The following is a 24,955-nucleotide window of genomic DNA, read 5'->3' as shown; positions in this document are numbered from 1 at the left end:
CGGTGCCAATAGTTGATCTTGCGCAAAAACAGCCAAAAACACGTATTTATAATGCGACTCCTTCTCATTTGCATTGATAGTTTTGTGCGGCTTACGGCCGCCACCAGACTCCCAGAAAGGATTTCCGCATGCTGCTTCGCTCCCTGGTTCTCACTGGCGCTCTTGCCCTCAGTCTGCCCGCACTGGCGCTGGAATACCCCATCGGCGCACCCCAAAACGTGGCTGGCATGGAGGTCGCCGCCGTCTACCTGCAGCCCGTGGAAATGGAGCCGGACGGACACATGCGCAAAGCGTCGGAATCGGACATTCACCTCGAGGCCGACATCCATGCGCTGGGCAGCAACGTCAATGGCTACGCTGAAGGCGCCTGGATTCCGTACCTGCTGGTCAAGTACGAAGTGACGAAGCAAGGGTCGGGCGAGGTCATCCGCGGAGACATGATGCCCATGGTGGCCAGCGACGGCCCGCACTACGGCGACAACGTCAAGCTGGCAGGCCCGGGCAAGTACCACGTCAAATTCACCGTGTACCCGCCCAATGCCAAGGAAAACGCCATGGGCATGCACTACGGGCGCCACACCGACCGCGCCACAGGTGTGCGCCCCTGGTTCAAGGCCGTCGAGCTGGAATGGGATTTCACCTACGCAGGCATCGGCAAGAAGGGCGGGTACTGAACATGCGACCCGCTTTGCCCGCCCGTACGGCGCTGGCCGTTGCCCTGTGCCTGGGTATTGCACCTTTGAGCGCGATGGCTGCGGACAACGACGCACTCATGGCGCAGATCAAGGCGCTGGTCGAGCGCGTCGAACGCCTCGAGGCGCAAAACACGCAATTGCGCAGCGCATTGGAGAGCGACCGCATCAGCGAGAACGAGCCTGAACTCGCAACGCGCCTCAAGGCCGTTGAGGCACAGCAACAGGCCCTGCAAGCTCCCGCTAAAAAACTGGACGCATTCGATGGCATCAGCGTCGAGGGCAGTCTGACCGGGGCAGTGCAACAGGCGGGACGTGGCGCGCTGGCCGATCCTGCAACGGGCCGCAGCCGCAGCAACTACCGGGGTGATGTGGCGGTCACCTTGCCGGGTGGAGAGTTTGGCAAGAACAAAGGCACGGTCTACGTGCACGCCCGCTTTGGCCAAGGCGATGGTTTGGCGCTGCGACCCACCTACACCGGAACCGCTAACAGCACAGCCTTTGGTGGCAACGACCCGGACGACACCCAGTTCACTGTTGCGCAAGCCTGGTACCAACTGGAAGTGCCGTTCACCGAGCGCAACGTGCTGCGCAAGGCCACATTCACCGTCGGCAAGATCGACCCGTTTGTGTTTTTTGACCAGAACAGCATGGCCGATGATGAAACGCGCCGCTTTGCCAACAACGTATTTGTGCACAACCCATTGCTCGATTCTGGTGGCGATGTGGGGGCAGACCGCTTTGGTTTCGCGCCGGGAGCGATCGCCGCTTATGAAGACACCAGCGACAAGGCGATGCCCTGGGGGGTGTCCGTCGGTGCGTTTGGCGCGGGCAGTGGTGCCTCGTTCAGCGGCAGCAACGGCAAGCCGCTTGTCATCGCACAGGCTTGGGTTTCGCCGCGCATCAATGCCTTGCCTGGCACCTACCGGGCCTATGCCTGGAGCAATGCGCGCGCCACCAATTTCGACGACAGCGAGGCACGCCATGGTGGCCTGGGTGTGTCTATTGACCAGCGCGTGACTGACTCTCTCACGCTGTTTGGCCGCTACGGGCATCAAACTTCAGGCAATGTGCGTTTTGACCGTGTGTTGACGCTGGGGGGCGAACTCGACGGGTCATCCTGGGGACGGGGCGCCGACGGCTTGGGCCTGGCGCTAGGCATGCTGCGCACCAGTGGACGCTACGCCGTGGCCTCGGCGGCCGACACTGCGTCCTATGGCCATGCCGCGCAGGGGTCGGAGCGCATTGGAGAGCTGTACTACCGCATTCACCTCAATGGCCATGTCGAGATCACACCCAGCCTGCAGTACATTGCGCGCCCGGCGGCCAACCCGGACGGCAAAGGCATCGCATTGGTGGGTGTGCGGGCAAGGGTGGGCTTTTGATGTCGCTGAATCTGCGCCTTCTTCTTTCTGCCGCGGGGCTGCTCTTGGCAGCGGGCAGTGCCTGGGCGCAGGAGCTGCCCACCTTTGCGCTGGAAATGAAAAATGGGCGGTTCCATCCCGAGGAAATCGTGGTTCCAGCGCAGACGCGCTTCAAGCTTGTGCTGCACAACGCGGGCACGGACGCCGAAGAGTTTGAAAGCCTGGAATTGAAAAAAGAGAAGGTGCTGGCGCCCGGCGCCAAAAGCTTCCTGGTGTTTGCCCCGCTCAAGCCCGGAAGCTACCGTTTCTTTGGTGAGTTCCATCCCGATACGGCCCAGGGCCGCATCGTTGCCCGCTGAACAGGACGGCCTTGCATGCTCTTGAATGCCTTCGTCATCGTCTGGCGTGAAAGCCTCGAAGCCATGCTGGTCATTGGTATTCTGGCCGCATGGGCCGAAGGACGCGGCGGTCGCGTGTGCGGCGGGCTCTGGGCGGGTGTTGCCGCGGGCGTGGCGTTGGCACTGGCGCTGGCCGCCGTGATGCAGGGTGCATTGGGCAGCCTTTCGGACGAGGGCCAGGAGATCTTCCAGACATCGCTGATTCTGTTTGCCGCTGTGCTGATGACGCACATGGTGCTGTGGATGCGGCGCCATGCACGTGGCCTTCGCCGTGCGATGGAAGGCGCACTGGATCGCGCGGCCGAACAACGGGGTGCCTGGGGCATTGCTGCCGTTGCCGCTGTCGCCGTGGCGCGCGAAGGCGCCGAGACCGTCATCTTCCTGCAGGGCATGGCATCGGGAGCGGGCTGGAGTGCTTTGCTGCCTTCAGCATCGGCAGGGTTTCTGCTGGCCGCCTTCACCGCGTGGGCTGCCGCCCGGGGTCTGCGTCTGCTGCCGCAGTACCAGGTACTGCGCGTCAGCGCCTGTTTGTTGCTTTTGTTTGCCGCAGGCATGCTGGTGCTGGGCACCGATCGGTTGATTGGCATGGAATGGATTCCACCGGGCCCCGATCCACTCTGGGATACCAGTACCTGGCTGGATGACGGCGGCGGTTTGGGAAAGTGGCTGGCCGACCTGTTGGGCTACCGTGCACGGCCTGCGGCAGCCAACGTGGTTGTCTTCTTCGGTTTTTGGGTGGTCATGGCCGCGCAGCACGGGTGGTCCAGGCGCTCAGCTTTACGGCCCTGCGCATGAGTACGCACACGCTGCACTTCATACCGCCCCGTCCCAAGCCGCGCACGCGGCTGGCTCGGCTGGGCGATGGGATGGCGCGCCACAAGGGCCGTATTGCGCTCGTGCAATGGTCTATCGTGGTGCTGTACTTCGTGCTCGTGGCGGTACCAGCATTTCTGCCCATGCCACCCGAAGACGCACGCATGTTGGACCACCTGACGCGCTTTGCGCAGTTCGCGTTCTGGGGTATCTGGTGGCCGTTCGTTATCGCATCCATGCTGTTGGTAGGGCGATTCTGGTGTGGGGTGATGTGCCCCGAGGGTGCCTTGAGTGAATTTGCCGGGCGGCCTGGACGCGGTCGCGCCATTCCGCGCTGGATGCGCTGGCCTGGCTGGCCCTTGGTGGGATTTTTGGGCACCACGCTGTATGGGCAGCTCATCAGCGTGTACGAGTACCCCGGTCCGGTGCTGGTGATTCTTGGAGGGTCCACGGTGGCTGCGATTGCGGTGGGCATCGTTTATGGCCGGGGCAAGCGTGTATGGTGCCGCTACCTGTGTCCTGTGACGGGAGTGTTTGCCTTGCTGGCACGCCTGGCGCCACTGCACTTCAAGGTCGATCGCGCCGCGTGGGACCTGCGGCCGACCAATACCCCGGCGGTGGATTGCCCGCCGTTGCTCAACGTAGGTGCGCTTGCCAGCGCTTCGCAATGCCATGCCTGCGGTCGTTGCAGCGGCCACCGCGATGCCGTGGCCTTGCAATGGCGCTGGCCCGGCAGCGAAATTGTGGCCAGCCAGCCGGGCGACGTGGGGCGCTATGAGGCACTGCTGCTGTTCTACGGCATGCTGGGTTTTGCGCTGGGGGCGTTTCAGTGGACCATGGCGCCGGGCTTTGTGCGTGCCAAACAATGGGCCGCCACTTGGCTGGTGGAGCGCGATATTTTCTGGCCGCTTTCCGACAATGCACCCTGGTGGGTGCTGACGCACTACCCGCAGGCGTCCGACATGTTCACCTGGCTCGATGGCGCAGGCATCGTGGTCTGGCTCACAGCCAGTGCGGTGCTGGTAGGCGGCTGTGCCCACCTGGCCGTTGCCGCGGCAGCGCACCTGGCGCGGCTGGATTGGAAAGTGCTGTCGCTGGGCCTGGTGCCCATGGCTGCGGCCAATCTCTTTCTGGGCCTGTCCATGCTTACGCTGACGCAGCTGCGCAGTGAGGGCATTGTGTTCGGGTGGTTGCCCCAGGCGCGGCTGACACTGCTTGCGTTGGCTTGGCTGGCCTGCCTGGCCCTGAGCGTGGGTCAACTGCGGCGTGCAGCGGTGCCGGGTGGACGTGCGGCGATTGCCGCCACGTTGCTGTCAGCAGCAGCCGCGGTGCCCGCGCTGCTGTGGGTGCGTGCGCTCGATCTGGCCAGCACGTTCTGACGCACACAAAAAAGCCACCCGCAGGTGGCTTGGTGTACTACAGACCTGCCGAGGCAGGCCTGTCCTGTCCAAAGGATCAGGCGCCGAGCCGGGCCTCAATGGCTGCGCGCGTTTCCAGCAGTTCCTTGGGCAGGTGATAAGCCAGCTTGGCGAAATGTTCGTCGTGCAGCTTGAGCTCTTCGAGCCATGCGGCCTTGTCGATGGCAGTGACCGTGTCGAACTGCGCAGCGCTGAAGTCAAGCCCCGTCCAGTTGATCTCGTTGTATTGCGGAGCAATGCCGAACATGGTTTCCTGGCCTGCGACTTGGCCTTCGATGCGGTCGATCATCCACTTGAGCACGCGCATGTTCTCGCCGTAGCCGGGCCATACAAATTTGCCGTCGGCGCCCTTGCGGAACCAGTTCACGCAGAAGATATTGGGCAGGGTGTGGCCCATGCTTTCGAGCTTGTGCTCCATGTCCAGCCAGTGCTGAAAGTAGTCGCTCATGTTGTAGCCGCAGAAGGGCAACATGGCGAACGGGTCGCGGCGCACCACGCCTTGTGCACCAAAGGCGGCTGCGGTGGTCTCTGACCCCATGGTGGCGGCCATGTAAACACCGTCCTGCCAGTTGCGCGCCTCGGTCACCAGCGGCACGGTGGTGGAGCGGCGGCCACCGAAGATGAACGCATCGATGGGCACGCCAGCCGGGTCGTCCCAGGCAGGGTCGAGTGCCGGGTTGTTGGTGGCAGCTACCGTGAAGCGCGAGTTGGGGTGTGCCGCCTTGGCGCCGGTTTCCTTGGCAATTTGCGGCGTCCAGTCCTGGCCCTTCCAGTCGATCAGGTGGTCGGGCAGCTTGCCGGTGTCTTTTTCCATACCTTCCCACCACACGTCGCCGTCGTCGGTCAGGGCCACGTTGGTGAAGATCACGTCCTGGTTCAGTGACAGCATGCAGTTGGGGTTGGTATGCATGTTGGTGCCAGGTGCCACGCCGAAATAACCTGCTTCGGGGTTGATGGCGTACATCTTGCCGTCCGCATGGGGCTTGACCCAGGCGATGTCGTCGCCAATGGTAGTGACCTTCCAGCCGGCAAAACCAGCCTCTGGCGGGACCAGCATCGAGAAGTTGGTCTTGCCACAGGCGCTGGGGAAAGCCGCGGCCACGTGGTATTTCTTGCCCTGGGGGTTGGTCACGCCCAGGATCAGCATGTGCTCGGCCAGCCAACCCTGGTCGCGGCCCATGGTGGAGGCGATGCGCAGGGCCAGGCACTTCTTGCCCAGCAGCGCGTTGCCGCCATAGCCCGAGCCGTACGACCAGATTTCGCGTGTTTCGGGGTAATGCACGATGTACTTGACGGTGGGGTTGCAAGGCCAGGTGGTGGTGTCCTTCTCGCCCGCTGCCAGTGGAGCGCCCACGGTGTGCATGCAGGGCACGAATTCGCCTTCCACGCCCAGCACGTCGTACACGGCCTTGCCCATGCGGGTCATCAGGCGCTGGTTCACGGCCACGTAGGCGCTGTCGGTCAGCTCCACGCCGATGTGGGCGATGTGGCTGCCCAGCGGGCCCATGCTGAAGGGCACTACATACATGGTGCGGCCCTTCATGCAGCCGTCAAACAGGGGCTGCAGCGTGGCGCGCATTTCGGCCGGAGCCATCCAGTTGTTGGTGGGGCCCGCGTCTTCCTTCTTTTCCGAGCAGATATAGGTGCGGTCTTCCACGCGGGCCACGTCCGACGGGTCGGACCAGGCCAGAAAGCTGCCGGGGCGCTTGGCGGGGTTGAGCTTCTTGAAGGTGCCGGCGTCGACCAGCTGCTGGCACAGGCGGTCGTATTCTTCCTTGGAGCCGTCGCACCAGTAGATGCTGTCGGGCTTGCACAGGGCGGCCATGTCGGCCACCCAGGCGAGCAGCCGAGCGTTTTTGACGTAAGCGGGGGCGTTGAGATTCAGGCCCTGCATGGTGGGTGCGTTCATCGGGAGCTTCCTTAAGTTAAAAACAGTTTTTTCAAAGGAAGCGGACGAACGAGGTCACTGCGAGGCCTGCGCTGGTGCAAATGCTGAGCGCTGCCTTTGAGAAAACGGCTTGTGTGCTCCGTCGGCGGGCGGCTGCATGGGAAGGCCCCACGGGGTGGAGGCAAGGTCACGCAATCCGCGGGTCGGCTGGGACATCGATTTTAAGAAGCTGCTGCCCACTTGTCTGTCAGACAGGGGCAAGATTCATGCAAAAGACGCATGAGGTTATGCGCAGCAAATAATGCGCGGCGGCTCAGGTGCTTGCCTGCCAGCGCTCGAAGCCGTTGCGTCGCAGCGTGCAGGCCGGGCAGTGGCCGCAGCCGTGGCCCCAGGGGTGCAACGGGCCGCGTTCGCCCAGGTAGCAGGTGTGTGAGAGGCGAATAATGGTCTTCACCAGCGGCGCGCCGCCCTGTGCGCGCGCCATCTCCCAGGTTTGGGCCTTGTCCAGCCACATCAGCGGTGTTTCGATGGTGAAGCGCTGGCCCATGCCCAGCGACACCGCCACCTGCAGGGCTTTGAGCGTGTCGTCCCGGCAGTCAGGGTAGCCGGAGTAATCGGTCTCGCACATGCCGCCCACCAGTGTGTGCAGCCCGCGCCGGTAGCCCACGGCGGCGGCCAGCTGGAAGAACAGCAGGTTGCGCCCCGGTACAAAGGTATTGGGCAGGCCGGCGGCATCCATCTCGATGGCTGTGGCGCGCGTGAGTGATGTCTCGCTGATCTGGCCCAGCACCGCCAGGTCGACCATGTGGTCTTCGCCCAGGCGCTGCTGCCAGTGCGGGAAGTCCGTGCGCAGCGCCGCCAGCACCTCCTGGCGCGCTTGCAGTTCGACATGGTGGCGTTGGCCGTAGTCAAACCCTATCGTTTCGACATGGGTGAAATTTTCCAGCGCCCAGGCCAGGCAGGTGGTGGAATCCTGGCCGCCAGAAAACAGTACCAGGGCGTGACCGTTGCGCATGATGGGTTCCTTTGATCAAGAAAACGGTCTTGCCGCGTGCGGCGCAGCGCTGCACCAAAAGAAAAGCCCCGCAGGGGCGGGGCGACGGGGTGCAGCGGCGGGGCCGCAGCGCCATTCAGGCCATGGTGACGGCAATCATGGCCAGCAAAAAGATCATGATGCCGCCGACCACAGGCAACACCACCGGGATGTATTGCACAATGGCCTCCACCGGGTCGTCGGACGATGTGGCGGGCGTGTGGCTGGTGTTGGAATGCGACATGGTATGGGTCTCCGAAAAGGCAATATTGGGTCAAATTCTAGCGGCTGGGCTGCAAACGTGTTGGTCGCCTACATTTTGGTGGCGGTCATGCCCACGGCGTGCAGGTGTTCCAGCACTTCCTCCACGTGGGTGTGGCCGCGGGTTTGCAGCACCAGTTCAATCTCCACGTTCTGCGCTGCCAGCATGGTGAACGCGCGCTGGTGGTGTACTTCCTCAATGTTGGCGCCCACTTCGGCCAGGGCCGCGGTAATGCGGGCCAGGGCACCAGGAACATCGCGTGCGCTTACACGGATGCGCGCCAGCCGCCCGGATCGCACCATGCCCCGCTCGATGATGGCCGCCAGCAACAGCGGGTCGATATTGCCGCCGCACAGTACCAATCCCACCTTTTTGCCGCGAAAGCGATCGGGGTGGCGCAGCATCGCGGCCAGGCCCACGGCACCGGCGCCTTCCACCAGGGTTTTTTCAATCTCCAGCAGCATCAGCACGGCCTGCTCGATGTCGCCCTCGTCCACCAGCACCAGGTCATTCACCAGTCGGCGCACCACCTCTTGGGTGATGGTGCCCGGTGTGCCCACGGCAATGCCTTCGGCGATGGTGGAGGTGCCTTGCGGGTAATGCGTGCCCTGCACCGCGTTCACCATGGCAGGAAAGCGCACCGTCTGCACCCCGATGATCTCGATGCCCGGCTTGATGGCTTTGGCCGCTGTGGCCACGCCCGCAATCAGCCCGCCGCCGCCCACAGCAATGACCAGCGTGTCCAGGTCGGGCACGGCCTGCAGCATCTCCAGCCCCAGCGTGCCCTGGCCCGCGGCCACGGCCTCGTCGTCATAGGGGTGCACAAAGGTCAGGCCTTGTTCGTCGGCTAACGCATAGGCGTGCTGGCGGGCTTCTTCCAGCGTGTCGCCATGCAGCACCACCTCGGCGCCAAAGCCGCGTGTGCGCTCCACCTTCACGCCGGGCGTAAAGCGCGGCATCACGATGACGGCGCGCAGCCCCAGCCGCTGCGCGTGGTAGGCCACGCCCTGCGCATGGTTGCCCGCGCTCATGGCCACCACGCCGTGCGCGCGCTCTTCGGGCGTGAGCAGCGTGAGCTTGTTGCAGGCCCCGCGCTCCTTGAACGAGGCGGTGAACTGCAGGTTTTCGAATTTGAGGAACACCTGCGCGCCCACGATCTGCGAGAGCGTGCGGGACTCGACGCAGGGGGTGTCTAGCACCTGGCCTTGTAGGCGGGATGCGGCGTCCTGGATGTCTTGTAGGGTAATCATGCCCAACATTGTGGCGGGGAATGCCGTATGGTGGGATGGATTTTTACGGGGCGTGCCCAAACTCCGCTGGAATGCGCCTGGCCGTGCGCGAGAAATCGGCACGCAGTAACGAGGTGTATCCAAAAAAGCGCCTCGCAGTGACAATGTAGGCTGGCCAGATTACTGATCACCATAGAGGTCTCCCACACCATGCACCCGGATCGCCAGCGCAAGATTCGTGAGTTGTTCGACAAGTACATCGAGATGTACGCCACTCGGGATGACCGCCTGACCGAACGCTTCAGCGAGAACTTCAGCGGCTACCCGGGCAGTGGGAAAGTGCTGATCAAGGACCGTGAGGAATGGATCCGGATCACCCGGCAAGACTTCTCGCAGGTGCCGGGCCGCATCCGCATCGAGATGATCGACCTCGCGCTGCAAGACCTGAGCGATGGCGTGGTGATGGTCACCGCCTTTTTCCACATCCATTTGCCCAGTGACGGCCAACTGCTGTCCAGAGAAGTCGCGCGGCTGGTGCTGGTCTTTCGCCAGGAAGGGGCCGAGTGGATGATCGTGCACAGCGGCATTTCCATTCCGTACCGGAGCGCGCAGGACGGCGAGGTCTATCCCCTCAAAAGCCTGCAGGAGCAAAACAGCGCCTTGCAGGCCCTGGTGGACGAACGCACCCAGGAACTGCACCAAAGCCAGGCCCTCTACCGCATGTTGACGGAAGATGCGCAGGATGTTCTCTGGAAGACCGACAGCCGCCTCGTCGTCACCTACATCAGTCCGGCGGACGAACGCCTGCGCGGATTTCGGGCCGACGAAGTGGTGGGGCACCATGTCTTTGAAATGTTCAACGACGAAGGCGTGGTGCAGGTCAAAGACATGATCAAGCGCCGGACACTCGAAGAGGCGGCCAGCACACCCGTCGGGTTTCTGAACTTTGAGGTGCAGCACCGCTGCAAGGACGGCCGCCTGATCTGGGGCGAGGTGCTGTCCAAGCCCGACCGCAACGCCCAGGGCGAGATCATCGGCTACCACGGCATCACCCGCGAGATCACCGAGCGCAAGCGCCTGCAAGAGCAGGTGCGCCAGCTCGCCTTTAACGACCCGCTCACCCGCCTGGCCAACCGCCGCCTCATGCTGGAGCACCTGGACCAGGCCATGTCGGCCAGCAAACGCAGCCGCCGCCATGGCGCGCTGCTGTTCATCGACCTCGACAACTTCAAGCCCCTCAACGACACCCACGGCCATGGCGTGGGCGACCTGCTGCTGATCGAAGTGGCCGAGCGCCTGAAAGCCTGCGTGCGCGAAGCCGACACCGTGGCCCGCTTTGGCGGCGACGAGTTCGTCGTGCTGCTGTGCGAGCTGGACATGCAGCAGGACGAGGCCGCCGCGCAAGCCGCCGTCATCGCCGAGAAAATCCGCGCCCGCTTGGCCGAGCCCTATGTGCTGCGCTCCGAACCCTCCGCCCCGGCCCTCAGACACCAGTGCACCGCCAGCATTGGCGTAGCGGTGTTCCACGGGCGCGACGAAAGCCAGAATACCGTGATCGACCGGGCCGACGCTGCGATGTACCAGGCCAAGGAAGAGGGCCGCAACCGGATTTGCTTTGCGCCAAGCTCCGGTGGAAGCGGCTGACCCCTCTTCAGATCCAGCAGCGGACGCTGGACCGGTACGCCGCGTACTCCGGGCCGAACAGGGCGCCGAGCGCCTGCTCCTCGGAGCCGATCAGGAAGTGGTTTATGTCGACACGATGGCCAGCGCCTGCAGCTTGCACACGGTGGCCCAGTTGCGGGTGGTGACGGCCTGGCCCGCCCGGCCGAGCAGGGCCTTGCCGGCCCGGCTTTCGAGGATGCCGCCCGCGCAGTACAGGTAGGCCGCCTGGGGGCCGATCTCGAGCCGCTCGGGTGGCACCAGCAGGGGGCGCAGGGCTTCCAGCGTGACCAGCGCCCGTGCATTCTGGGCAAAGGCCACGAGCAGGCGTGAAGGGTCGGCCGTCCCGGCGCCCAGCGGGCAGGCAGCAACGATGGAGGCCAGCTCTTGCGCCGTCACCACGATGACCGGCACCTCGACCTGCATCTGCCCGGCCAGCGCCCGGGCGATGGCGTTGGCGTGCTGGGTGGGCGTACCGCTGGCGGCCTGGAACACCGCATTGCCGCTGTTGAGCAGCGTGGCCACGCCGGCATAGCCCAGCCGGGACAGCAGGGCGCGCAGTTCCGCCATGGGCACGCGGTTTGCCTTGCCAACGTTGATGCCGCGCAGCAGGGCGATGAAGGTGGTCATGCCAACCGTCCGGCGCTGTCAGACGACCCGGTTCCACTCCAGCGCCCGGCTTCGCCAGTGCGCCTCTATCGTCTGCGTGAAGTCCGCGCGCACCAGCTTGGCCCGGTTCTCCAGCCAGTCGGCGTTTTCGCGGCGCACCACGATGCCTTCGAGGGGGCCCTGGCGGAACTGGCTGTCGTGGGCGTGCACCCAGTCGCGCAGCTGGTCCAGCGTGACCTCGCCCGTGTACAGGCACGGCACGGTGTTGAAGCCCATCTGCGCGGCCCAGGCGTTGCGGCGTGTGGTGCTCCAAAAGCGCTGCTCCTGGCGGTCGTACACGTCGAACAGCATCCACCAGTCGGGCAGGGTGGCGTAGTCGAGCGAGTGGCGCGCGGCGCACCATTCGCCAAAGGCGACCAGGTGCGTGCCCAGGGCGTCGAACAGCTTGTCTTCGTGCGCGGCCAGCCACGGGCCCAGGCGGGCGAACTGGCCGTGGAAGGGCTGGGGCAGGTACTGGCCCCGGTTCTGCGCGCGCAGCACACCGTCGGGCGAGACCGAGAAGCCCAGGTTGGCGCCGTCGAGCTTTTCCTCCAGCACCACCGGGCCGCTGAGGATGTCCTCGGCCTCGGCGGGCGAGAGCACTTTGTCGTCGCGCGGCGCGCCCGTGGCCAGCCAGGCAATGTGGGGGGTGTGGGGGAAGCGGAAGAAGTCGGGCATAAGTGCCTATTTTGCGCGCCGGATGCGCGGGTGTTTGACATGCCAGCGTGCCTGCAGCCAGTCGGGCAGCAGGTTTTCCACCTCCAGCCCCACGGCGCGCAGGGCTTGTTGGCAGTCGATCCAGTCGGTGTCGGCGGCGTTGGTGATCCGGGTGGGGTGGCCTGCATCGAGCGCGGCGAGGGCGGCGGCCACCATCTTGCGGTCGGCCAGGTCTGTCACCGCCTCGGCCAGCTCGGGCGGCAGCACGGCGTTGCCGTTCTTGTCGAGCAGCACATCGACCCACACCACCTCGCCGCGATCCATCTTGTGCATCATGGCCAGCCAGCCGTAGTCCTGCTCGGTGAGCTTGTGGCGGTACTCGCCGCAGACATGCCAGTCCACGTCAAGCACGGCGTGGCGCGTGGGGTTGGCCACGAAGGCTTCGAGCCAGTCGAACACCTGCTGGCGCAGCGCGGCTTCTTCGATGGGGGTGGATTCGGCACCAAAGGGCGAGCCCTCGTCGGCCGCGCTGGCAACGATGAGCACGTTGGTGTCTACCAGACGAGCCTGCAGAGCGTTCGCTTCAGCCACTGGATGCTTCCCGAAGTCGCTGGGCACGGGCGCGGGCCTGCTCGCGCGCTTCGCCCATTGCGTCGCCAAAGAAGTGCTGCGGCCAGTTGCGCACGGCGCCGAATTCGTCCACATCCAGCGGCACCAGCACGGCATCGGCGCCGCGCCGCTCGACGAACAGCATGCGGCACTGCGCGGTGCTGGCCTGGCGCCGGGCAATCAGGGTCTGCATGCGGCGAAACAGGTGCTCGGAATGCGTCTCGACGAGAAACTGCACCTGGCGCTGCTGGCTCACCTCGGCAAACATTTCAGCCAGCACGGCCTGGGCCAGCGGGTGCAGGTGGATTTCGGGCTCTTCCAGCAGCACGGTGCTGCCTGGCGGAGCGCAGTAGGCCACGGCCAGCACCGGCAGCACCTGCGACACACCCACGCCCACGTCGCGCAGGTTGGCCACCACGCCGTCGTGGTGCACCAGCACCTCGTAGCGGCCCGAGCGGCCCACCGCGCGCACGCTGAGCTGCTCTGCCATGCCCATGCGCTGCAGCCAGTGCGACACGCTGCGCAGCACGCTGCCCTGGTGTTCGGACGGCAGCAGGGTGTTGGCCAGCAGCGCGTCGATGGCCTTGTGGCCGTCGCTGCCCACCTCGCCGGGCGCGGTCTTGTTCCACACATAGTCGCGCTCGGGGCGGCGGCGCAGCGGGCCGAGGTAAACGATGCCCTCCAGCTCGCGGCGCAGGGCCAGGCTCAGGTCTTGCAAGTGCGTGCCGTCGCTGCCCAGCAGGGCCAGGGCCTCGGCGCTCAAGGCGATGGAGCGCTCGGGCGCCAGCTGCGGGCCCTTGCCGCGTGGCCGGGGCTCGTCGTCCACATAGATGGCGTACGCGCCACGCTCGCGCCGCACGGCCCGAAAACGCCGCGCCACGGTGGACAGCTCCAGCGCCTGGATGGCCACGGCACCGCTGGCCGTCTGCCCATAGCTGCAGGCAAAGCGCCCGTGGCGCACGCGCTCGCCCTCGGGCCGCTGGAAGCTGAGCGCGATGGAGAACTGGCGCGGTGCCGCCACGCCGCGCGCGAGCACGTCGTCGAAGCCGCCGAGGTGAACGACGTCGTGCGCCTCGTCGCCGCCGAGGTTCAGGTGCACGGTGCGGTCGGGCGAGGCCACGGTCTGCTTGAGCAGCAGCAGGCTTTGCAGCAGCGTGGACTTGCCCGACGAGTTGGTGCCCAGCAGCATGGTGACGGGCGCCAGTTGCACCGGGCCGCTGTCGCGCCAGGCCTTGAGGTTTTGGAGGTGGAGTTGGTCAATCATCGCAAGCCCATCTTATGCGCAAGGCAGGGTTTGGCTTGCGGTTTTGAAGCCAAAATGGCCTCTAGCGCTTATGTAATAAGCGCCAGCAGCTATCAATGTTGATTTTTCAGCCGCAACGGTGTGCGCCCTGGTGCGGCGGCCTGGGGGCGGCCCAGTTCAAACTTGCTGACCAGCAGGGCCAACTGGCTGGCCTGCTGGCGCAGCGATGCAGCGGCGGCGGCCGACTCTTCCGCCAGGGCGGCGTTCTGGTGCGCCATCTGGTCGAGCTGGCCGACAAACTGGTTGACCTCGCCAATGCGCCCCCTTTGCTGGTGGACCTCGGTGGCGATGCTGGACATTCGGCCCGAGACGCTCTCGACCGCGGTGGCCACCTCGGCGGTGGTCTGGCCTGCGCGGCCCACCTGCTGTGTGCCCGAAGCCACCTTGGCCAGCGAGGTGTGGATGAGGGTGCTGATGTCCTTGGCGGCGGCGGCACTGCGCCCGGCCAGGGCGCGCACCTCGCTGGCCACCACGGCAAAGCCCCGGCCTTGTTCGCCCGCGCGGGCGGCTTCCACGGCGGCGTTGAGCGCCAGGATGTTCGTCTGGAACGCAATGCCGTCGATGATGGAAATGATGTCGGAGATCTTGTGCGAGGCCGCATCAATCTCGCGCATCGTCGAGACGACCTGCTCCATCTCGCTGCCGCTGCGCGCCGCCACGCTGCTGGTCTGCGTGGATATTTGCTGCGTTTCCTGCGCGCTGGCGGTGGTTTCCTGTACCGACGCGGTGAGCTGGGCAATGGACGCCAGCGCAGTCTCCAGCGTGCTGGCGGCGTCTTCGGTGCGGTCGCTCAGGTCCTGGCTGCCCTGGGCGATTTCGCCGCTGGCGTTGTTGATGTCGTCCGACGCCTGGCGCACCCCGGTGGCCAGCTCCAGCAGGTTCTGGCGCATGGTCTCCAGCGCGGTCAGCAGGCCGCCGATCTCGTCTTGGCGGTGCGTGTCGATGGGCTGCGAGAGGTCGTGCCGGGCCATGCGGCGGGTGGCCTCGACGGCTTCGCGCACGGCGGCGCGGGTGTCGCGCACCAGCCACCAGGCCAGGGCACTGCCAAACGCAAAGGCCACCAGCGCGCCGACGATGATCAGCACGCGCGCTGTGCGGGCATCGGCCGTGGCCAGCGCCGAGCTGGTGGCGTTGGCGGCGTCCTGCCAGTCGCTCAGGGCGTCCACGGCATTGCCCCAGGCCTGCTGGCGTGCGCTCCATTGCAAGGTGTCCTTGCCGTATTCGTTGCGCACCTGGAAGGCCATGGCCGCGTCGCCCCGCCCGGCGGTCAGTTGCTCGCCCAGCGCCAGCAGTTCGCGTGCGGCGGCGCCCGTGGTCTTGACGGGCGCCAGCAAAGCCAGCGCTGGGGTGTCGCCCGCCAGCAGGGTTTCCAGCTGCGCCTGCGCTGCGTCGTATTGGGCCAGCGTGCTGCGCGCCTGCGCCAGCACGGCGGGGCCGCCTTCGAGGTCGGTGTTGGCCAGATCGCCCAGCGTCTGCACATAACGCGAGACGCTGCGCCCCATCACATCCAGCGTTTGCGAGCGTGCGGCGCTGTGCACGGTGATGTCCTCCAGCGTGGCCGACAGCGCCTGCATGCGCAGCAGCGAGAGCACGGCCATGCCCAGCAGCAGCGCCAGAATCACACCAAAACCCAGCGAAAGCCGGGCCGCCAGGCTGCGCACAGAAATGAGTTGCATGCTTGTCCCTCCGTTGGAATATGTTGTCCGGATCACATCGCCGGACGCGCAGCCAAGGCTACGCCCCGCAAGGCAGAGCATCAACTGTGGCGTTCCTCAGTGGGCCAGTGGATGGCGGCGTACAAAGAATGGGGTAAAAGTGCTGTAAACGCTTATCCATCAATCGGTGGAAGCTATCAAAACAATAGTTTTACTTGAGCCCCAGGCGCCGCGCCAGCTTGTGCAGGTTGCTGGCGTCCAGGCCCAGCTGGCGTGCTGCGTTGGCCCAGTGGCCCTGGTGCTGCTCCAGGGCGGCCTGGATGCTTTGGCGCTGGCAGGTGTCGATGGCTTCGCGCAGCGTGCGGGCCGCAGGGGCCGCTGCGGGCAAGGCGGTGGGCGGCAAAGGTGCCGCAGCAGCGGGCAGTGCGCCCGCGCCCTGCAGGGCGTCCAGGTCGAGCACCTCGGGCTCCAGCGTCACGATGGCATGGCGGCTGGCGCCCCGGCTCAGGGTCTTGAGGGCGGCGCGGCTGATCACATGCTCGAGCTCGCGGATGTTGCCCGGCCAGTGGTAGCCGCGCAGCGCCGCCTGGGCCGCGCTGGACAGGCGCAGGCTGCGCAGCCCCAGGCGGGCGCGGTTCTGCTCCAGAAAGCGCCCGGCCAACAGCAGCACATCGCCCTCGCGTTCGCGCAGCGGCGGTATGGGCACGGGGTAGACCGAGAGGCGGTGGTACAGGTCGGCGCGGAAACTCCCGGCGGCCACCAGGTCGCGCAGGTGGCGGTTGGTGGCAGCCACCACGCGCACGTTGACGCGGCGGGGTTCGTCGGCGCCCAGGCGCTGGATTTCGCCGTTCTGCAGCGTGCGCAGCAGCTTGGCCTGCACGCTCAGGGGCAGCTCGCCCACTTCGTCGAGGAACAGTGTGCCGCCTTCGGCCGCCTCGAAGCGCCCGGGCCGGTCGGTGACCGCGCCCGAGAAGGCGCCCCGGCGGTGGCCGAACAGCTCGCTCTCGGCCAGCGATTCGGGCAGCGCGGCGCAGTTCACGTGCACCAGCGGCTTGTGCCGGCGCGGCGAGTGGCGGTGCAGCAGGCGCGCAAACAGCTCTTTGCCCACGCCGGTCTCGCCCAGCAGCAGCACCGGCAGGTCCGAGGTGGCGACCAGTTTCATCTCTTGCAGCAGGCGCGTCAGCACTTCGCTTTGGCCCAGGATTTCGCCCTCGTCCAGCGCGGCGCGCAGTGCGGGCTCGTCGGTGGCGTCGCCCGCATAGGGGCTGCCGGCGCGGCTCAGGGCCTGGTTCTCCTGCTCCAGGCGGGTCATGCGGATGGCGGCCTCAACGTGCACCGCGCACTGCGCCAGCGCAGCGCGTGCAGCGTCGTCAAAGGTGCCGGTCTGCAGCGCGTCGAGCGTCAGCACGCCCCAGGGGCGCCCGTCCATGCGCAGCGCCACGCCCATGCAGTCGTGCACTGGCAGGGGTTCGCCCACCAGGGCGTCGAGCAGGCCGTCGTAGGGGTCGGGCAAGGTGCTGTCGTGGTCGAAGCAGGTGACCTCGCTGCGTGCCAGCAGGGCCGCCAGGCGGGGGTGCTGGTGCACGGCAAAACGGCGGCCCAGTGATTCGCTCACCAGGCCATCGACCACCACCGGGCGCAGGTGTTCTTCTTCCAGCCGCAGCAGGGCCACGGCGCCGCAGCAAAAGTGTGCGCGCAGGCCGCCGATCAGGCGTTGCAGGCGCACGTTGGGCGGCAATTCGGTGGTCAGGTCGGCCAGCCAGGGGGCTTCAAAAAGGGTATTCATAACCCTTCGATGGTATCAATGACCATTGATTTGGAGGGTAAAGATAACCGCGATTGGTGTAAACCCTTGATTCTTATGGCGGCCTGGGCTGGCCCGAAGTGTGCAAAAGAGTAGCAGTCCACGGCGGCTTCATGCCTACGTGCCCCTGTTTTCATCACCCTTGGGAGCTTTCACCATGAACATCGACAAATTCAAGCACCAGCACGTCAACATTCTGGGCAGCATTGCCACGCTGCGCCGCCTGGCGCACGCGGGGGTAGCGCACAACGCCACCGAGATCGCCCGGCTGGTGGTGACCATGAGCTCCACCATCAAGCTGCACCTGGCGGTAGAAGACCAGGCCCTGTACCCAGCCCTGCAGCGCGGCAGCAATGCCGAACTGGCCCGCATGGGCCAGCAGTACCAGCGCGACATGGGCCCCATTGCCCAGGCCTATGAGGCCTTTGCCCGCCGCTGGAACCGGCCTGAGAGCGTGCGCCGCGACGAGCAGGGCTTTCGCGACGATGCCAACCAGGTGTTGCGCATGGTGCACGAACGCATGCAGCGCGAGAACCACGACTTCTACCCGCGCATCGAGGCGCTGTAAGCCGCGCCCAGCAAGGTGTTCCGGCCCGTTCCAGGCCCGCCTCGGCGCCTTGCCGTGGCGGGCTTGTTTGTTCTTCATCAAACTACCTGTAGTGTGTTGAATGTATTGTGAACGCTATATGTAGTGTTTTGCTGCATTCCAACGATGGAGACGCCCATGGATACCCCGGTCACCGCCTTGCCCCGCGAGGTCATCAAACGCAGCGCAGAGCGCGCCCCTTTTGACGCCCGCAAGATCCTCTCGGCCATTGAGCGTGCAGGCGCCGCCACCGGCGAATTTGCGGGCGACGAAGCCGCCCTGCTGGCCGCGCAGGTGGACAAGGTGCTCGTCCACCGCTTCCATGGCGAAGCGCCGGGCATCGAGCAGATCCAGGACGTGGTCGAGCAGACCCTGATCGCCGCCAACCACCTGGCCACCGCCCGCGCCTACATCGCCTACCGCGACCGCCACGCCACCTTGCGCGCCGACCACCAGACGCTGGTGAACGTGGAGTCCTCCATCAACGAATACCTCACCCGCGCCGACTGGCGCGTGAACGCCAACGCCAACCAGGGCTATTCGCTCGGTGGCCTGATCCTCAACGTGGCGGGCAAGGTCACGGCCAACTACTGGCTCTCGCACGTCTACACGCCAGAAATTGGCGAGGCGCACCGCAATGGCGACATCCACATCCACGACCTCGACATGCTCAGCGGCTACTGCGCGGGCTGGTCGCTGCGCACGTTGCTCAACGAAGGCCTGAACGGCGTGCCCGGCAAGGTCGAGGCCGGGCCACCCAAACACATGAGTTCCGCCGTGGGGCAGATCGTCAACTTCCTGGGAACGCTGCAAAACGAGTGGGCCGGCGCGCAGGCGTTTTCGTCGTTCGACACCTACATGGCGCCCTATGTGCGGGTCGATGCCATGAACTACGCCAGCGTGCGCCAGTGCATCCAGGAGCTGGTCTACAACCTCAACGTGCCGTCCCGCTGGGGCACGCAAACGCCGTTTACCAACCTCACCTTCGACTGGATTTGCCCCGACGACCTGCGCGAGCAGGTGCCGGTGATTGCGGGCAAGGAAATGCCGTTCTGCTATGGCGATCTGCAGGCCGAGATGGACCTCATCAACCGCGCCTACATCGACGTCATGACCACGGGCGACGCCAAGGGCCGCGTGTTCACCTTTCCCATCCCCACCTACAACATCACCAAAGACTTCCCGTGGGAGAGCGAGAACGCACAACTGCTGTTCGAGATGACCGCCAAGTACGGCCTGCCGTACTTCCAGAACTTCATCAACTCCGAGCTGGAGCCCAACATGGTGCGCTCCATGTGCTGTCGGCTGCAGCTGGATCTGCGTGAACTCTTGAAGCGCGGCAACGGCCTGTTTGGCAGCGCCGAGCAGACCGGCAGCCTGGGCGTGGTGACCATCAACTGCGCGCGGTTGGGCTATTTGCACGCAGGCGACGAGCCCGCGCTGCTGGCCGCGCTGGACCGCCTGCTCGAATTGGGCAAGCAGAGCCTGGAGATCAAACGCAAGCTGATCCAGCGCCTCATGGACCAGGGCCTGTTCCCCTACACCAAGCGCTACCTGGGCACGCTGCGCAACCACTTCAGCACGCTGGGCGTGAACGGCATCAACGAAATGGTGCGCAACTTCACCGGCGACGCGCACGACATCACCAGCGAGCGCGGCCACCAGCTGGCCGTGCGCCTGCTCGACCATGTGCGCGAACGCATGACGCAGTTCCAGGAGGAAACCGGCCACCTCTACAACCTGGAGGCCACGCCCGCCGAAGGCACGACCTACCGCTTTGCCAAAGAGGACAAAAAGCGCTGGCCCGCCATCGTGCAGGCGGGCACGGCGGACAAGCCGTACTACACCAACTCCTCACAGTTGCCCGTGGGCTGGACGGACGACCCGTTCGAAGCCCTGGCGCGCCAGGAGCTGCTGCAGAGCAAATACACCGGCGGCACCGTGCTGCACCTGTACATGGGCGAGCGGCTGTCGAGCGGCGCCGCCTGCCGCGATCTGGTCAAGCGTTCGCTCACGCGCTTTCGCCTGCCCTACATCACGGTCACGCCCACGTTCTCGATCTGCCCCACGCACGGCTACCTGGCGGGCGAGCACAAGTTCTGCCCCACCTGCGACGAAGAGCGCCTGCAGGCCAAGCGCACCGCACTCGCGGCGTGAATGCAGTGATGCAAAAAATATGAGTCAAATTGGCATCTAGCGCTTGTCCATCAAGCGCAAGCAGCTATTGATTCAATAGTAAATCAACGGCGGGACCTTGCCCCTCCGTTGCCCCCGGGCGGCGCAGCACACGCTGCGGCATGCCCCCTTTTCACCCTGAAGGAGAACATCCATGAGCCACTTTTCCACCACCGAGCACCAAGCCTTGTCCGACGTGCAACTGAGCGACGCCGAGCGCCAGCCCTGCGAAGTCTGGACCCGCGTGATGGGCTACCACCGCCCGGTCGCCAGTTTCAACATCGGCAAGCAGGGCGAGCACCACGAGCGCCAATTCTTTGCTGAAACCCCCAGTGGCCGTTGACCTGCAACGCCACCCCCCGCACCGGCCCGTGCCGGTGCCCGTGGTGACTGCACCCGCCGCACACGCCGATGCAGCGCTACTGCGCATCGGCGGCATCACGCCGCTCACCAGCATCGACTTCCCCGACCGCCTGGCCGCCGTGCTTTATGGCCAAGGCTGCCCCTGGCGCTGCGGCTACTGCCACAACCCCGAACTGCTCAACGCCACCACCCCCGCCACCGTGCCCTGGCCCGAGGTGCTGGCCTTCTTGCAAAGCCGCCAGGGCCTGCTCGACGGCGTCGTCTTCTCGGGCGGCGAGCCCACGCTGCAAGCCGCCTTGCCCGCCGCGTTGGCCGAGGTGCGCGCCCTGGGCTTTCAAACCGCGCTGCACACCGGCGGCATGTACCCCGAGCGCCTGCACACGCTGCTGCCCCTGCTCGACTGGGTGGGCCTGGACATCAAAGGCCCGCTGCACGCCTACGACGCCATCACCCGCACCCCCGGCAGCGGCGCCAAAGCCTTCGAATCGTTGCACCGCCTGCTCGCCAGCGGCGTGGCCTATGAGTGCCGCACCACCTGGCATGCGGGCCTTTTCAGCGTGGATGACTTGTTCGCCCTGGCCGACACGCTGGCCGATGCGGGCGTGGCCCACTGGGCGCTGCAGGAATGCCGCGCGCCGGGCGTTTCTGGGTGGGCCTTGACGGCCGGGCAGGTAGAGCGGCTGGGGGCGCGGTTTGCGGGGTTGGTGGTGCGGCGGGGGTGAGGGGGCTGACGCACAAGAATGGGCAAAACGTCAAAGGTCTGCTGCACTCAACGCAATCCACGCTGTACCGGGCTGCTTTTCCACCACGATCTGCCCGCCCTCCAGCCTGTAGGTCAACTGGCAGTTGTGCCGGGGGTTGGAAAGCACAGCGGGGTTGAAGATGGCCAGGTTTTCTCCGGCAGGGCGACGAACCGACGGCGTCAGCAGGCCGGGATGCCCCTCGCGGTGAATCCGCGCACCCACAGCCTGGCAAAACGTGTAGTCCGAGGGGTGCAAGAGGTCGGGTTGTGTTTCGGCCGCTTGGCGAAAGTCGAGCAGAGCCGCGTTGCAAGCCACCCAGTACACCTTCCGTTCTGCGATGACCGCCATCTGCTCAAAGCCTGCATCACTGAGCAAGCCCCGATACCAGTGGTAGGCCGACTCATACACCGTGGTTTCGACCGACTCCGACCCGTACCAGACACCAAAGGAGCCATCAGAAAACCGGCTGGTCTGCCAGTGTTTGAACGGCCATTGAATGGCGTTGAACCATTGCGCATCTTCGAAGGGCCGATCAATGAGGGGCGTGCGCGATGCATACAGTGGTGGTTTGACCTCGTCTTCCACCTTCTGCGCCAGCAGCCACTCGGCCGGGTCATCCGTCAGGTCATCGAAGAGATCCTGCGACTCCCGCAGGGACACGATGTTGCGAACCACATCACGGTGAATGTCTGCCAGCTGGGTGTGGGCAAACAGCGAACTCATTCGGTGGCCCGTTCAAACGCCACGTGCGCGGTCGAGGTAGCCACGCACCATCAGCAAGCCCGCGAACCCCCATTCCTTCACCACCTCGACAGGCGTCCGGTTGTCGAAGGCCTTGTTGCGGGAGGTCATCCAACGGTAGGCCAGGTCACGGTTTTGAGGAAACAGCAAGCGCAGGTTTTTGTGGATGCCCAGCAAGTGGCCTACACGCTCGTACTGGTCACGGCTGGTGCCAATGGGCTTTCCACTGCGGTAGTTGGACAAGGCGGCCCGGTTGCTGGCGGCAATGCCCAGCAATGCCGCCTGATCCTCGGTGCTCAACTTCCAATGGTCGAGCAAAGCCATGACCATCTTGGCCAGAGCGCCACGGTCTTGTGACGCGGTCACTTCTCGTTCCGCTACTGCAGCCATGGTGGGCTCCTTGTGTTGGCTTGGTCTGGTTTTGGAGTTTAACAAAAAGGCATTTATCAAACAAATTTTGTTTTTATCAAAACAAATTGGCCTCATCGCCCATGCGCTCGGCGGCTTCGACACGGTGCGCCGCCTGCTCGCCAGCGGCATGGCCTCCGGGATGGCAAGCGGAAGTAGCGCGTTGTTCACCAAGTTGGCATCCAAAACGCTACAGCCTTAAGCGGCGGGGTAACATGGTGCGAACAAAGTGAAATCAGGGATAAGCATGAGCGGACAACCAGCACAGCTGGATTCTGGATCTGAAACCACGCGCGAACAGGTTGTGGCGATCCTCGAACTCCTGGAGACACGGATGTTGTGGTCGACTGCCAGGCCAATCATTTCCGCGACGGGCATTCACGTGAGCCGTGGCTGGCGAGAGACATTGGCTCACGCCCGCGAGGATTCCTACAGCGACGCCATCTGGACCAGCGCCTTCAAGTCGCTTTCCACAGCCGCCCGCTGGCACACCTACGTCGGCAACAAGCACGTCAGCTTCTTCGACCTGAGGGAGCAGAACGAGGACGCCAAGGCTCTGGTGCTGGAGTGGGCGCTCAAGCGTGCGGTCGATGATCTTCGCCCTGTTCTGCACAGTAGGCCCTTCGACATCCTCGATACACCGACTCGCAAAGCCGATCTAGAACATTACAAGAACTTGGCGCCGAGGTTGCTGGCCGCCGAGTTGCAAGCCGACAAGCTGTACCTCCAGTTTTTCAGTACCCGGGCGTACTCAACGCGCGAACCGCTGGACATCACCAAGATGGGCGCAGCGCAAGTCAAGCTCTTCGAGGAGTACGAGGAGGTCATCGGTGTCAAGACGCGGCTGGTGCCGTGCTTCGACACCGTGGTGGTGGATGCTGCCAATGACCTAGTCGAGTTCCGCATCGACTTCCAGCCGGGCATGACCGAGGATAAGAATAGCCCGGCCTTTGCTCGCGTCATGACCGAGTTCAACCGAGCCACAACGAAGTTCATCGGTCAGGGTGCTGTCGGCGTTGGCCTGATGAACCTGCATCCGGCTATCAACCCGATGTATCTCGACGCAGCTTGCGGCCGAGTGACAGCCCTTGGCTTCGTCGCCACCAGCCAGGCGTCTTCGTCGAACAACCACGGTCAGATTCATCGCACGCGTACACAGGACTTCCGCAAGGATAGCTTCCACGTCGGTGGCAAGCAGCACGTTGACAAGGTCGATCCGTACACGATCGGCATCACTTGGCCAGCCAAACATCCCAAGGGTGACCTGTACCTGGAATTGAAGGGTAGCGTTCGGGCGATCTACTCAGGCAAGTTGCGGGCTGTGACCACTGCCGAGTTCCTAGGTTGCCTGGACGGTGCAGACTATGACTTCATCGCCGATCAGGTTCTGCGCCGACTACCTCGAAGGACGAAGTGAACGTGACCGGGATCATCCAGGACGACTGGGCTCACGAGCCCGGCGTCAGGGACGCGTGCCTGCACGTTTGGAAGGCGCTGGCCTCGCGCGAGGATCACCTCGACCACTACACCTTCGACGACTTACGGCAGTTCGCTGAGCAGGACGACCCTGCCGTCTTGTCACAGGCACTGCTGTACCTGTCGAGCCCCAAACTTAAGGTCCTGAAAACCTGCTTGATGTATGAGTTCAACGGCAGCTTCTTGGAGCTTCCAGATGACGAGGTTAATCACTACTCACGAGGCGAAGAAGTCATCCACCCCGAGTACGGCGAACCGATCGATGAATCGGAAATCCTGGTGTGCTTTACACCGGGTGCCGGCCTTCAGCAGAAGGCGGCTCGATGACATCGATTTCGCTACAAGACTTTGAACGCTACTCGTCGAAACGCGCCGTCCAGGCATCGCTACGTCGCGCAAAGATCAGTGAGGAAGGAACTTACGAGGAGTTCGTCGGCCAGCTGTATGACGACATTGACCAGTTGATTTACCGGATGCAAAGCGGCCCGGAGCTTCGCCAGACCGACAGCGAGGATCGCTTGAGCGCCGAGGTGCTCAACGGCCTGAGCATTCTCGGCTATGACGCTGTCGCCGACGGCAAGACCGGCGGGCACGTTGACTTGTCAGTGAAGATGGGCGAATTTTCCTGGATCGGCGAGGCTAAGAAAAACGGGAACTTCCGCGAAGGCTTCCTCCAACTTACTACGAGGTATGTCCCGGCCTCGGGTAACTTCGCCCACAACCATGGTGGCCTGATCTTCTACATGATTGCGACACCGGACGCACGGGGCAAGCTCGGCACTTGGCGTGAAGAACTGACTTCAAAGGGCCATGCCTGCGTGGACTGCACGCGGAACCAACTGGCCTTCTACTCGGACCACAAGTTGGAAAGCTCTGGGACGGACTTCAAGGTTCGGACGATGGGCGTTGCGTTGTATCACAAGCCAAAGGACAAATCGGCCCGCAAGTCTGCAGCCAAAAAGGCTGTGAATCGCCCCGGGTTTTGAGGAGGCTCTTTTCTCTGAGAGGATTGAGCCATGAAGAAGTCAAAC

Annotated in this window: 26 protein-coding genes; 14 read left to right on the top strand and 12 right to left on the bottom strand. The window is 64.6% G+C overall.

The genetic code is table 11. The features are described 5' to 3' along the window. Window positions 1–128 precede the first annotated feature (128 nt). From ACYVOC_RS14970 to ACYVOC_RS14950, 5 genes are read left to right on the top strand one after another with little or no spacing between them, the layout of a single operon-like run. Window positions 129–674 carry an iron transporter gene (locus ACYVOC_RS14970; protein ID WP_116005587.1) on the top strand — a complete coding sequence of 182 codons (546 nt, stop codon included), beginning with the start codon at window positions 129–131 and terminating at the stop codon, window positions 672–674. Window positions 675–676: 2 nt separating this feature from the next. Continuing rightward, window positions 677–2,077: a carbohydrate porin gene (locus ACYVOC_RS14965; RefSeq protein WP_461162322.1), complete on the top strand. Its 1,401-nt coding sequence runs from the start codon at window positions 677–679 to the stop codon at window positions 2,075–2,077. Then, window positions 2,077–2,415, top strand: a complete 339-nt coding sequence (locus tag ACYVOC_RS14960) for a cupredoxin domain-containing protein (protein ID WP_116005589.1) — start codon at window positions 2,077–2,079, stop codon at window positions 2,413–2,415. The genes ACYVOC_RS14965 and ACYVOC_RS14960 overlap by 1 nt, the downstream gene beginning before the upstream one ends. 15 nt (window positions 2,416–2,430) lie before the next feature. Continuing rightward, the gene (locus tag ACYVOC_RS14955) at window positions 2,431–3,249 is read left to right on the top strand and encodes an FTR1 family iron permease (RefSeq protein ID WP_461162321.1); all 819 of its coding nucleotides are present in this window, start codon (window positions 2,431–2,433) and stop codon (window positions 3,247–3,249) included. Next, entirely contained in the window at window positions 3,246–4,646 is a 1,401-nt protein-coding gene (locus tag ACYVOC_RS14950) for a 4Fe-4S binding protein (RefSeq protein ID WP_461162320.1), read from the top strand. The genes ACYVOC_RS14955 and ACYVOC_RS14950 overlap by 4 nt, the downstream gene beginning before the upstream one ends. Window positions 4,647–4,722: 76 nt before the next feature. On the opposite strand, the gene ACYVOC_RS14945 is transcribed toward ACYVOC_RS14950, so the two are convergent. The 4 genes from ACYVOC_RS14945 to ACYVOC_RS14930 all read right to left on the bottom strand — a co-directional run bounded on the left by ACYVOC_RS14945 (window position 4,723) and on the right by ACYVOC_RS14930 (window position 9,118). Further along, window positions 4,723–6,594 (bottom strand): phosphoenolpyruvate carboxykinase (GTP), encoded by a 1,872-nt coding sequence (locus ACYVOC_RS14945; protein WP_461162319.1) that lies wholly within the window; start codon window positions 6,592–6,594, stop codon window positions 4,723–4,725. 292 nt (window positions 6,595–6,886) lie between these two features. Continuing rightward, complete coding sequence (queC, locus tag ACYVOC_RS14940; RefSeq protein ID WP_461162318.1) at window positions 6,887–7,588, bottom strand: 7-cyano-7-deazaguanine synthase QueC; 702 nt, start codon at window positions 7,586–7,588, stop codon at window positions 6,887–6,889. A gap of 115 nt (window positions 7,589–7,703) precedes the next feature. Further along, a complete protein-coding gene (locus tag ACYVOC_RS14935; protein WP_165829139.1) occupies window positions 7,704–7,850 on the bottom strand; it encodes a hypothetical protein in 147 nt (48 codons plus the stop codon). Window positions 7,851–7,918: 68 nt separating this feature from the next. After that, window positions 7,919–9,118, bottom strand: a complete 1,200-nt coding sequence (locus ACYVOC_RS14930; RefSeq protein WP_461162317.1) for a threonine ammonia-lyase — start codon at window positions 9,116–9,118, stop codon at window positions 7,919–7,921. A 189-nt stretch (window positions 9,119–9,307) separates the two neighbouring features. Between ACYVOC_RS14930 and ACYVOC_RS14925 the strand changes: the two genes are divergently transcribed. Then, window positions 9,308–10,741, top strand: coding sequence for a diguanylate cyclase domain-containing protein (locus ACYVOC_RS14925; RefSeq protein WP_461162316.1), 1,434 nt, complete (start codon window positions 9,308–9,310; stop codon window positions 10,739–10,741). A 102-nt stretch (window positions 10,742–10,843) separates the two neighbouring features. Here the strand turns inward: ACYVOC_RS14925 and ACYVOC_RS14920 are convergent, their stop codons facing one another. The 6 genes from ACYVOC_RS14920 to norR all read right to left on the bottom strand — a co-directional run bounded on the left by ACYVOC_RS14920 (window position 10,844) and on the right by norR (window position 17,414). Continuing rightward, the gene (locus tag ACYVOC_RS14920) at window positions 10,844–11,386 is read right to left on the bottom strand and encodes a DUF1697 domain-containing protein (RefSeq protein ID WP_461162315.1); all 543 of its coding nucleotides are present in this window, start codon (window positions 11,384–11,386) and stop codon (window positions 10,844–10,846) included. 18 nt (window positions 11,387–11,404) lie between these two features. Beyond that, complete coding sequence (locus ACYVOC_RS14915) at window positions 11,405–12,082, bottom strand: RNA ligase family protein (RefSeq protein ID WP_461162314.1); 678 nt, start codon at window positions 12,080–12,082, stop codon at window positions 11,405–11,407. 6 nt (window positions 12,083–12,088) lie between these two features. Beyond that, window positions 12,089–12,652 (bottom strand): hypothetical protein, encoded by a 564-nt coding sequence (locus ACYVOC_RS14910; protein ID WP_461162313.1) that lies wholly within the window; start codon window positions 12,650–12,652, stop codon window positions 12,089–12,091. Then, entirely contained in the window at window positions 12,645–13,934 is a 1,290-nt protein-coding gene (locus tag ACYVOC_RS14905; RefSeq protein ID WP_461162312.1) for an AAA family ATPase, read from the bottom strand. The genes ACYVOC_RS14910 and ACYVOC_RS14905 overlap by 8 nt, the downstream gene beginning before the upstream one ends. Before the next feature lie 92 nt (window positions 13,935–14,026). Beyond that, complete coding sequence (locus tag ACYVOC_RS14900; RefSeq protein WP_461162311.1) at window positions 14,027–15,649, bottom strand: methyl-accepting chemotaxis protein; 1,623 nt, start codon at window positions 15,647–15,649, stop codon at window positions 14,027–14,029. A 190-nt stretch (window positions 15,650–15,839) separates the two neighbouring features. Then, window positions 15,840–17,414 (bottom strand): nitric oxide reductase transcriptional regulator NorR, encoded by a 1,575-nt coding sequence (gene norR / locus ACYVOC_RS14895; RefSeq protein ID WP_461162310.1) that lies wholly within the window; start codon window positions 17,412–17,414, stop codon window positions 15,840–15,842. Between the two features lie 175 nt (window positions 17,415–17,589). Between norR and ACYVOC_RS14890 the strand changes: the two genes are divergently transcribed. The 4 genes from ACYVOC_RS14890 (at window position 17,590) to ACYVOC_RS14875 (ending at window position 21,278) form a co-directional block, all read left to right on the top strand. Further along, window positions 17,590–18,000: a hemerythrin domain-containing protein gene (locus tag ACYVOC_RS14890; RefSeq protein ID WP_116005600.1), complete on the top strand. Its 411-nt coding sequence runs from the start codon at window positions 17,590–17,592 to the stop codon at window positions 17,998–18,000. Between the two features lie 156 nt (window positions 18,001–18,156). Continuing rightward, a complete protein-coding gene (locus ACYVOC_RS14885) occupies window positions 18,157–20,175 on the top strand; it encodes a ribonucleoside triphosphate reductase (RefSeq protein WP_461162309.1) in 2,019 nt (672 codons plus the stop codon). A 172-nt stretch (window positions 20,176–20,347) separates the two neighbouring features. After that, window positions 20,348–20,536 (top strand): anaerobic ribonucleoside-triphosphate reductase, encoded by a 189-nt coding sequence (nrdD, locus tag ACYVOC_RS14880; RefSeq protein WP_461162308.1) that lies wholly within the window; start codon window positions 20,348–20,350, stop codon window positions 20,534–20,536. A gap of 43 nt (window positions 20,537–20,579) precedes the next feature. After that, on the top strand, window positions 20,580–21,278 hold the full coding sequence (locus ACYVOC_RS14875; RefSeq protein WP_461162371.1) for an anaerobic ribonucleoside-triphosphate reductase activating protein: 699 nt from the start codon (window positions 20,580–20,582) through the stop codon (window positions 21,276–21,278). Between the two features lie 30 nt (window positions 21,279–21,308). Here the strand turns inward: ACYVOC_RS14875 and ACYVOC_RS14870 are convergent, their stop codons facing one another. Together ACYVOC_RS14870 and ACYVOC_RS14865 are read right to left on the bottom strand one after the other, a co-directional pair. Beyond that, entirely contained in the window at window positions 21,309–22,022 is a 714-nt protein-coding gene (locus ACYVOC_RS14870; RefSeq protein WP_461162307.1) for an RES family NAD+ phosphorylase, read from the bottom strand. A 12-nt stretch (window positions 22,023–22,034) separates the two neighbouring features. Beyond that, window positions 22,035–22,430 carry an antitoxin Xre/MbcA/ParS toxin-binding domain-containing protein gene (locus ACYVOC_RS14865; protein ID WP_461162306.1) on the bottom strand — a complete coding sequence of 132 codons (396 nt, stop codon included), beginning with the start codon at window positions 22,428–22,430 and terminating at the stop codon, window positions 22,035–22,037. Here ACYVOC_RS14865 and ACYVOC_RS14860 point away from each other — a divergent pair. Genes ACYVOC_RS14860 through ACYVOC_RS14845 form a run of 4 tightly spaced genes read left to right on the top strand, consistent with a single transcriptional unit; the run spans window position 22,429 to window position 24,910 of the window. After that, window positions 22,429–22,650, top strand: a complete 222-nt coding sequence (locus ACYVOC_RS14860; protein ID WP_461162305.1) for a hypothetical protein — start codon at window positions 22,429–22,431, stop codon at window positions 22,648–22,650. The genes ACYVOC_RS14865 and ACYVOC_RS14860 overlap by 2 nt on opposite strands. 45 nt (window positions 22,651–22,695) lie before the next feature. Further along, complete coding sequence (locus tag ACYVOC_RS14855; protein ID WP_461162304.1) at window positions 22,696–23,865, top strand: hypothetical protein; 1,170 nt, start codon at window positions 22,696–22,698, stop codon at window positions 23,863–23,865. Window positions 23,866–23,867: 2 nt separating this feature from the next. Further along, a complete protein-coding gene (locus tag ACYVOC_RS14850; protein WP_461162303.1) occupies window positions 23,868–24,251 on the top strand; it encodes a hypothetical protein in 384 nt (127 codons plus the stop codon). After that, entirely contained in the window at window positions 24,248–24,910 is a 663-nt protein-coding gene (locus ACYVOC_RS14845; protein ID WP_461162302.1) for a hypothetical protein, read from the top strand. The genes ACYVOC_RS14850 and ACYVOC_RS14845 overlap by 4 nt, the downstream gene beginning before the upstream one ends. Window positions 24,911–24,955 lie beyond the last annotated feature (45 nt).

It is taken from the genome of Simplicispira piscis, from assembly GCF_054783455.1.
The sequence above is the reverse complement of the archived record's forward strand: the minus strand, read 5'-3'. Positions and strand labels throughout refer to the sequence as shown.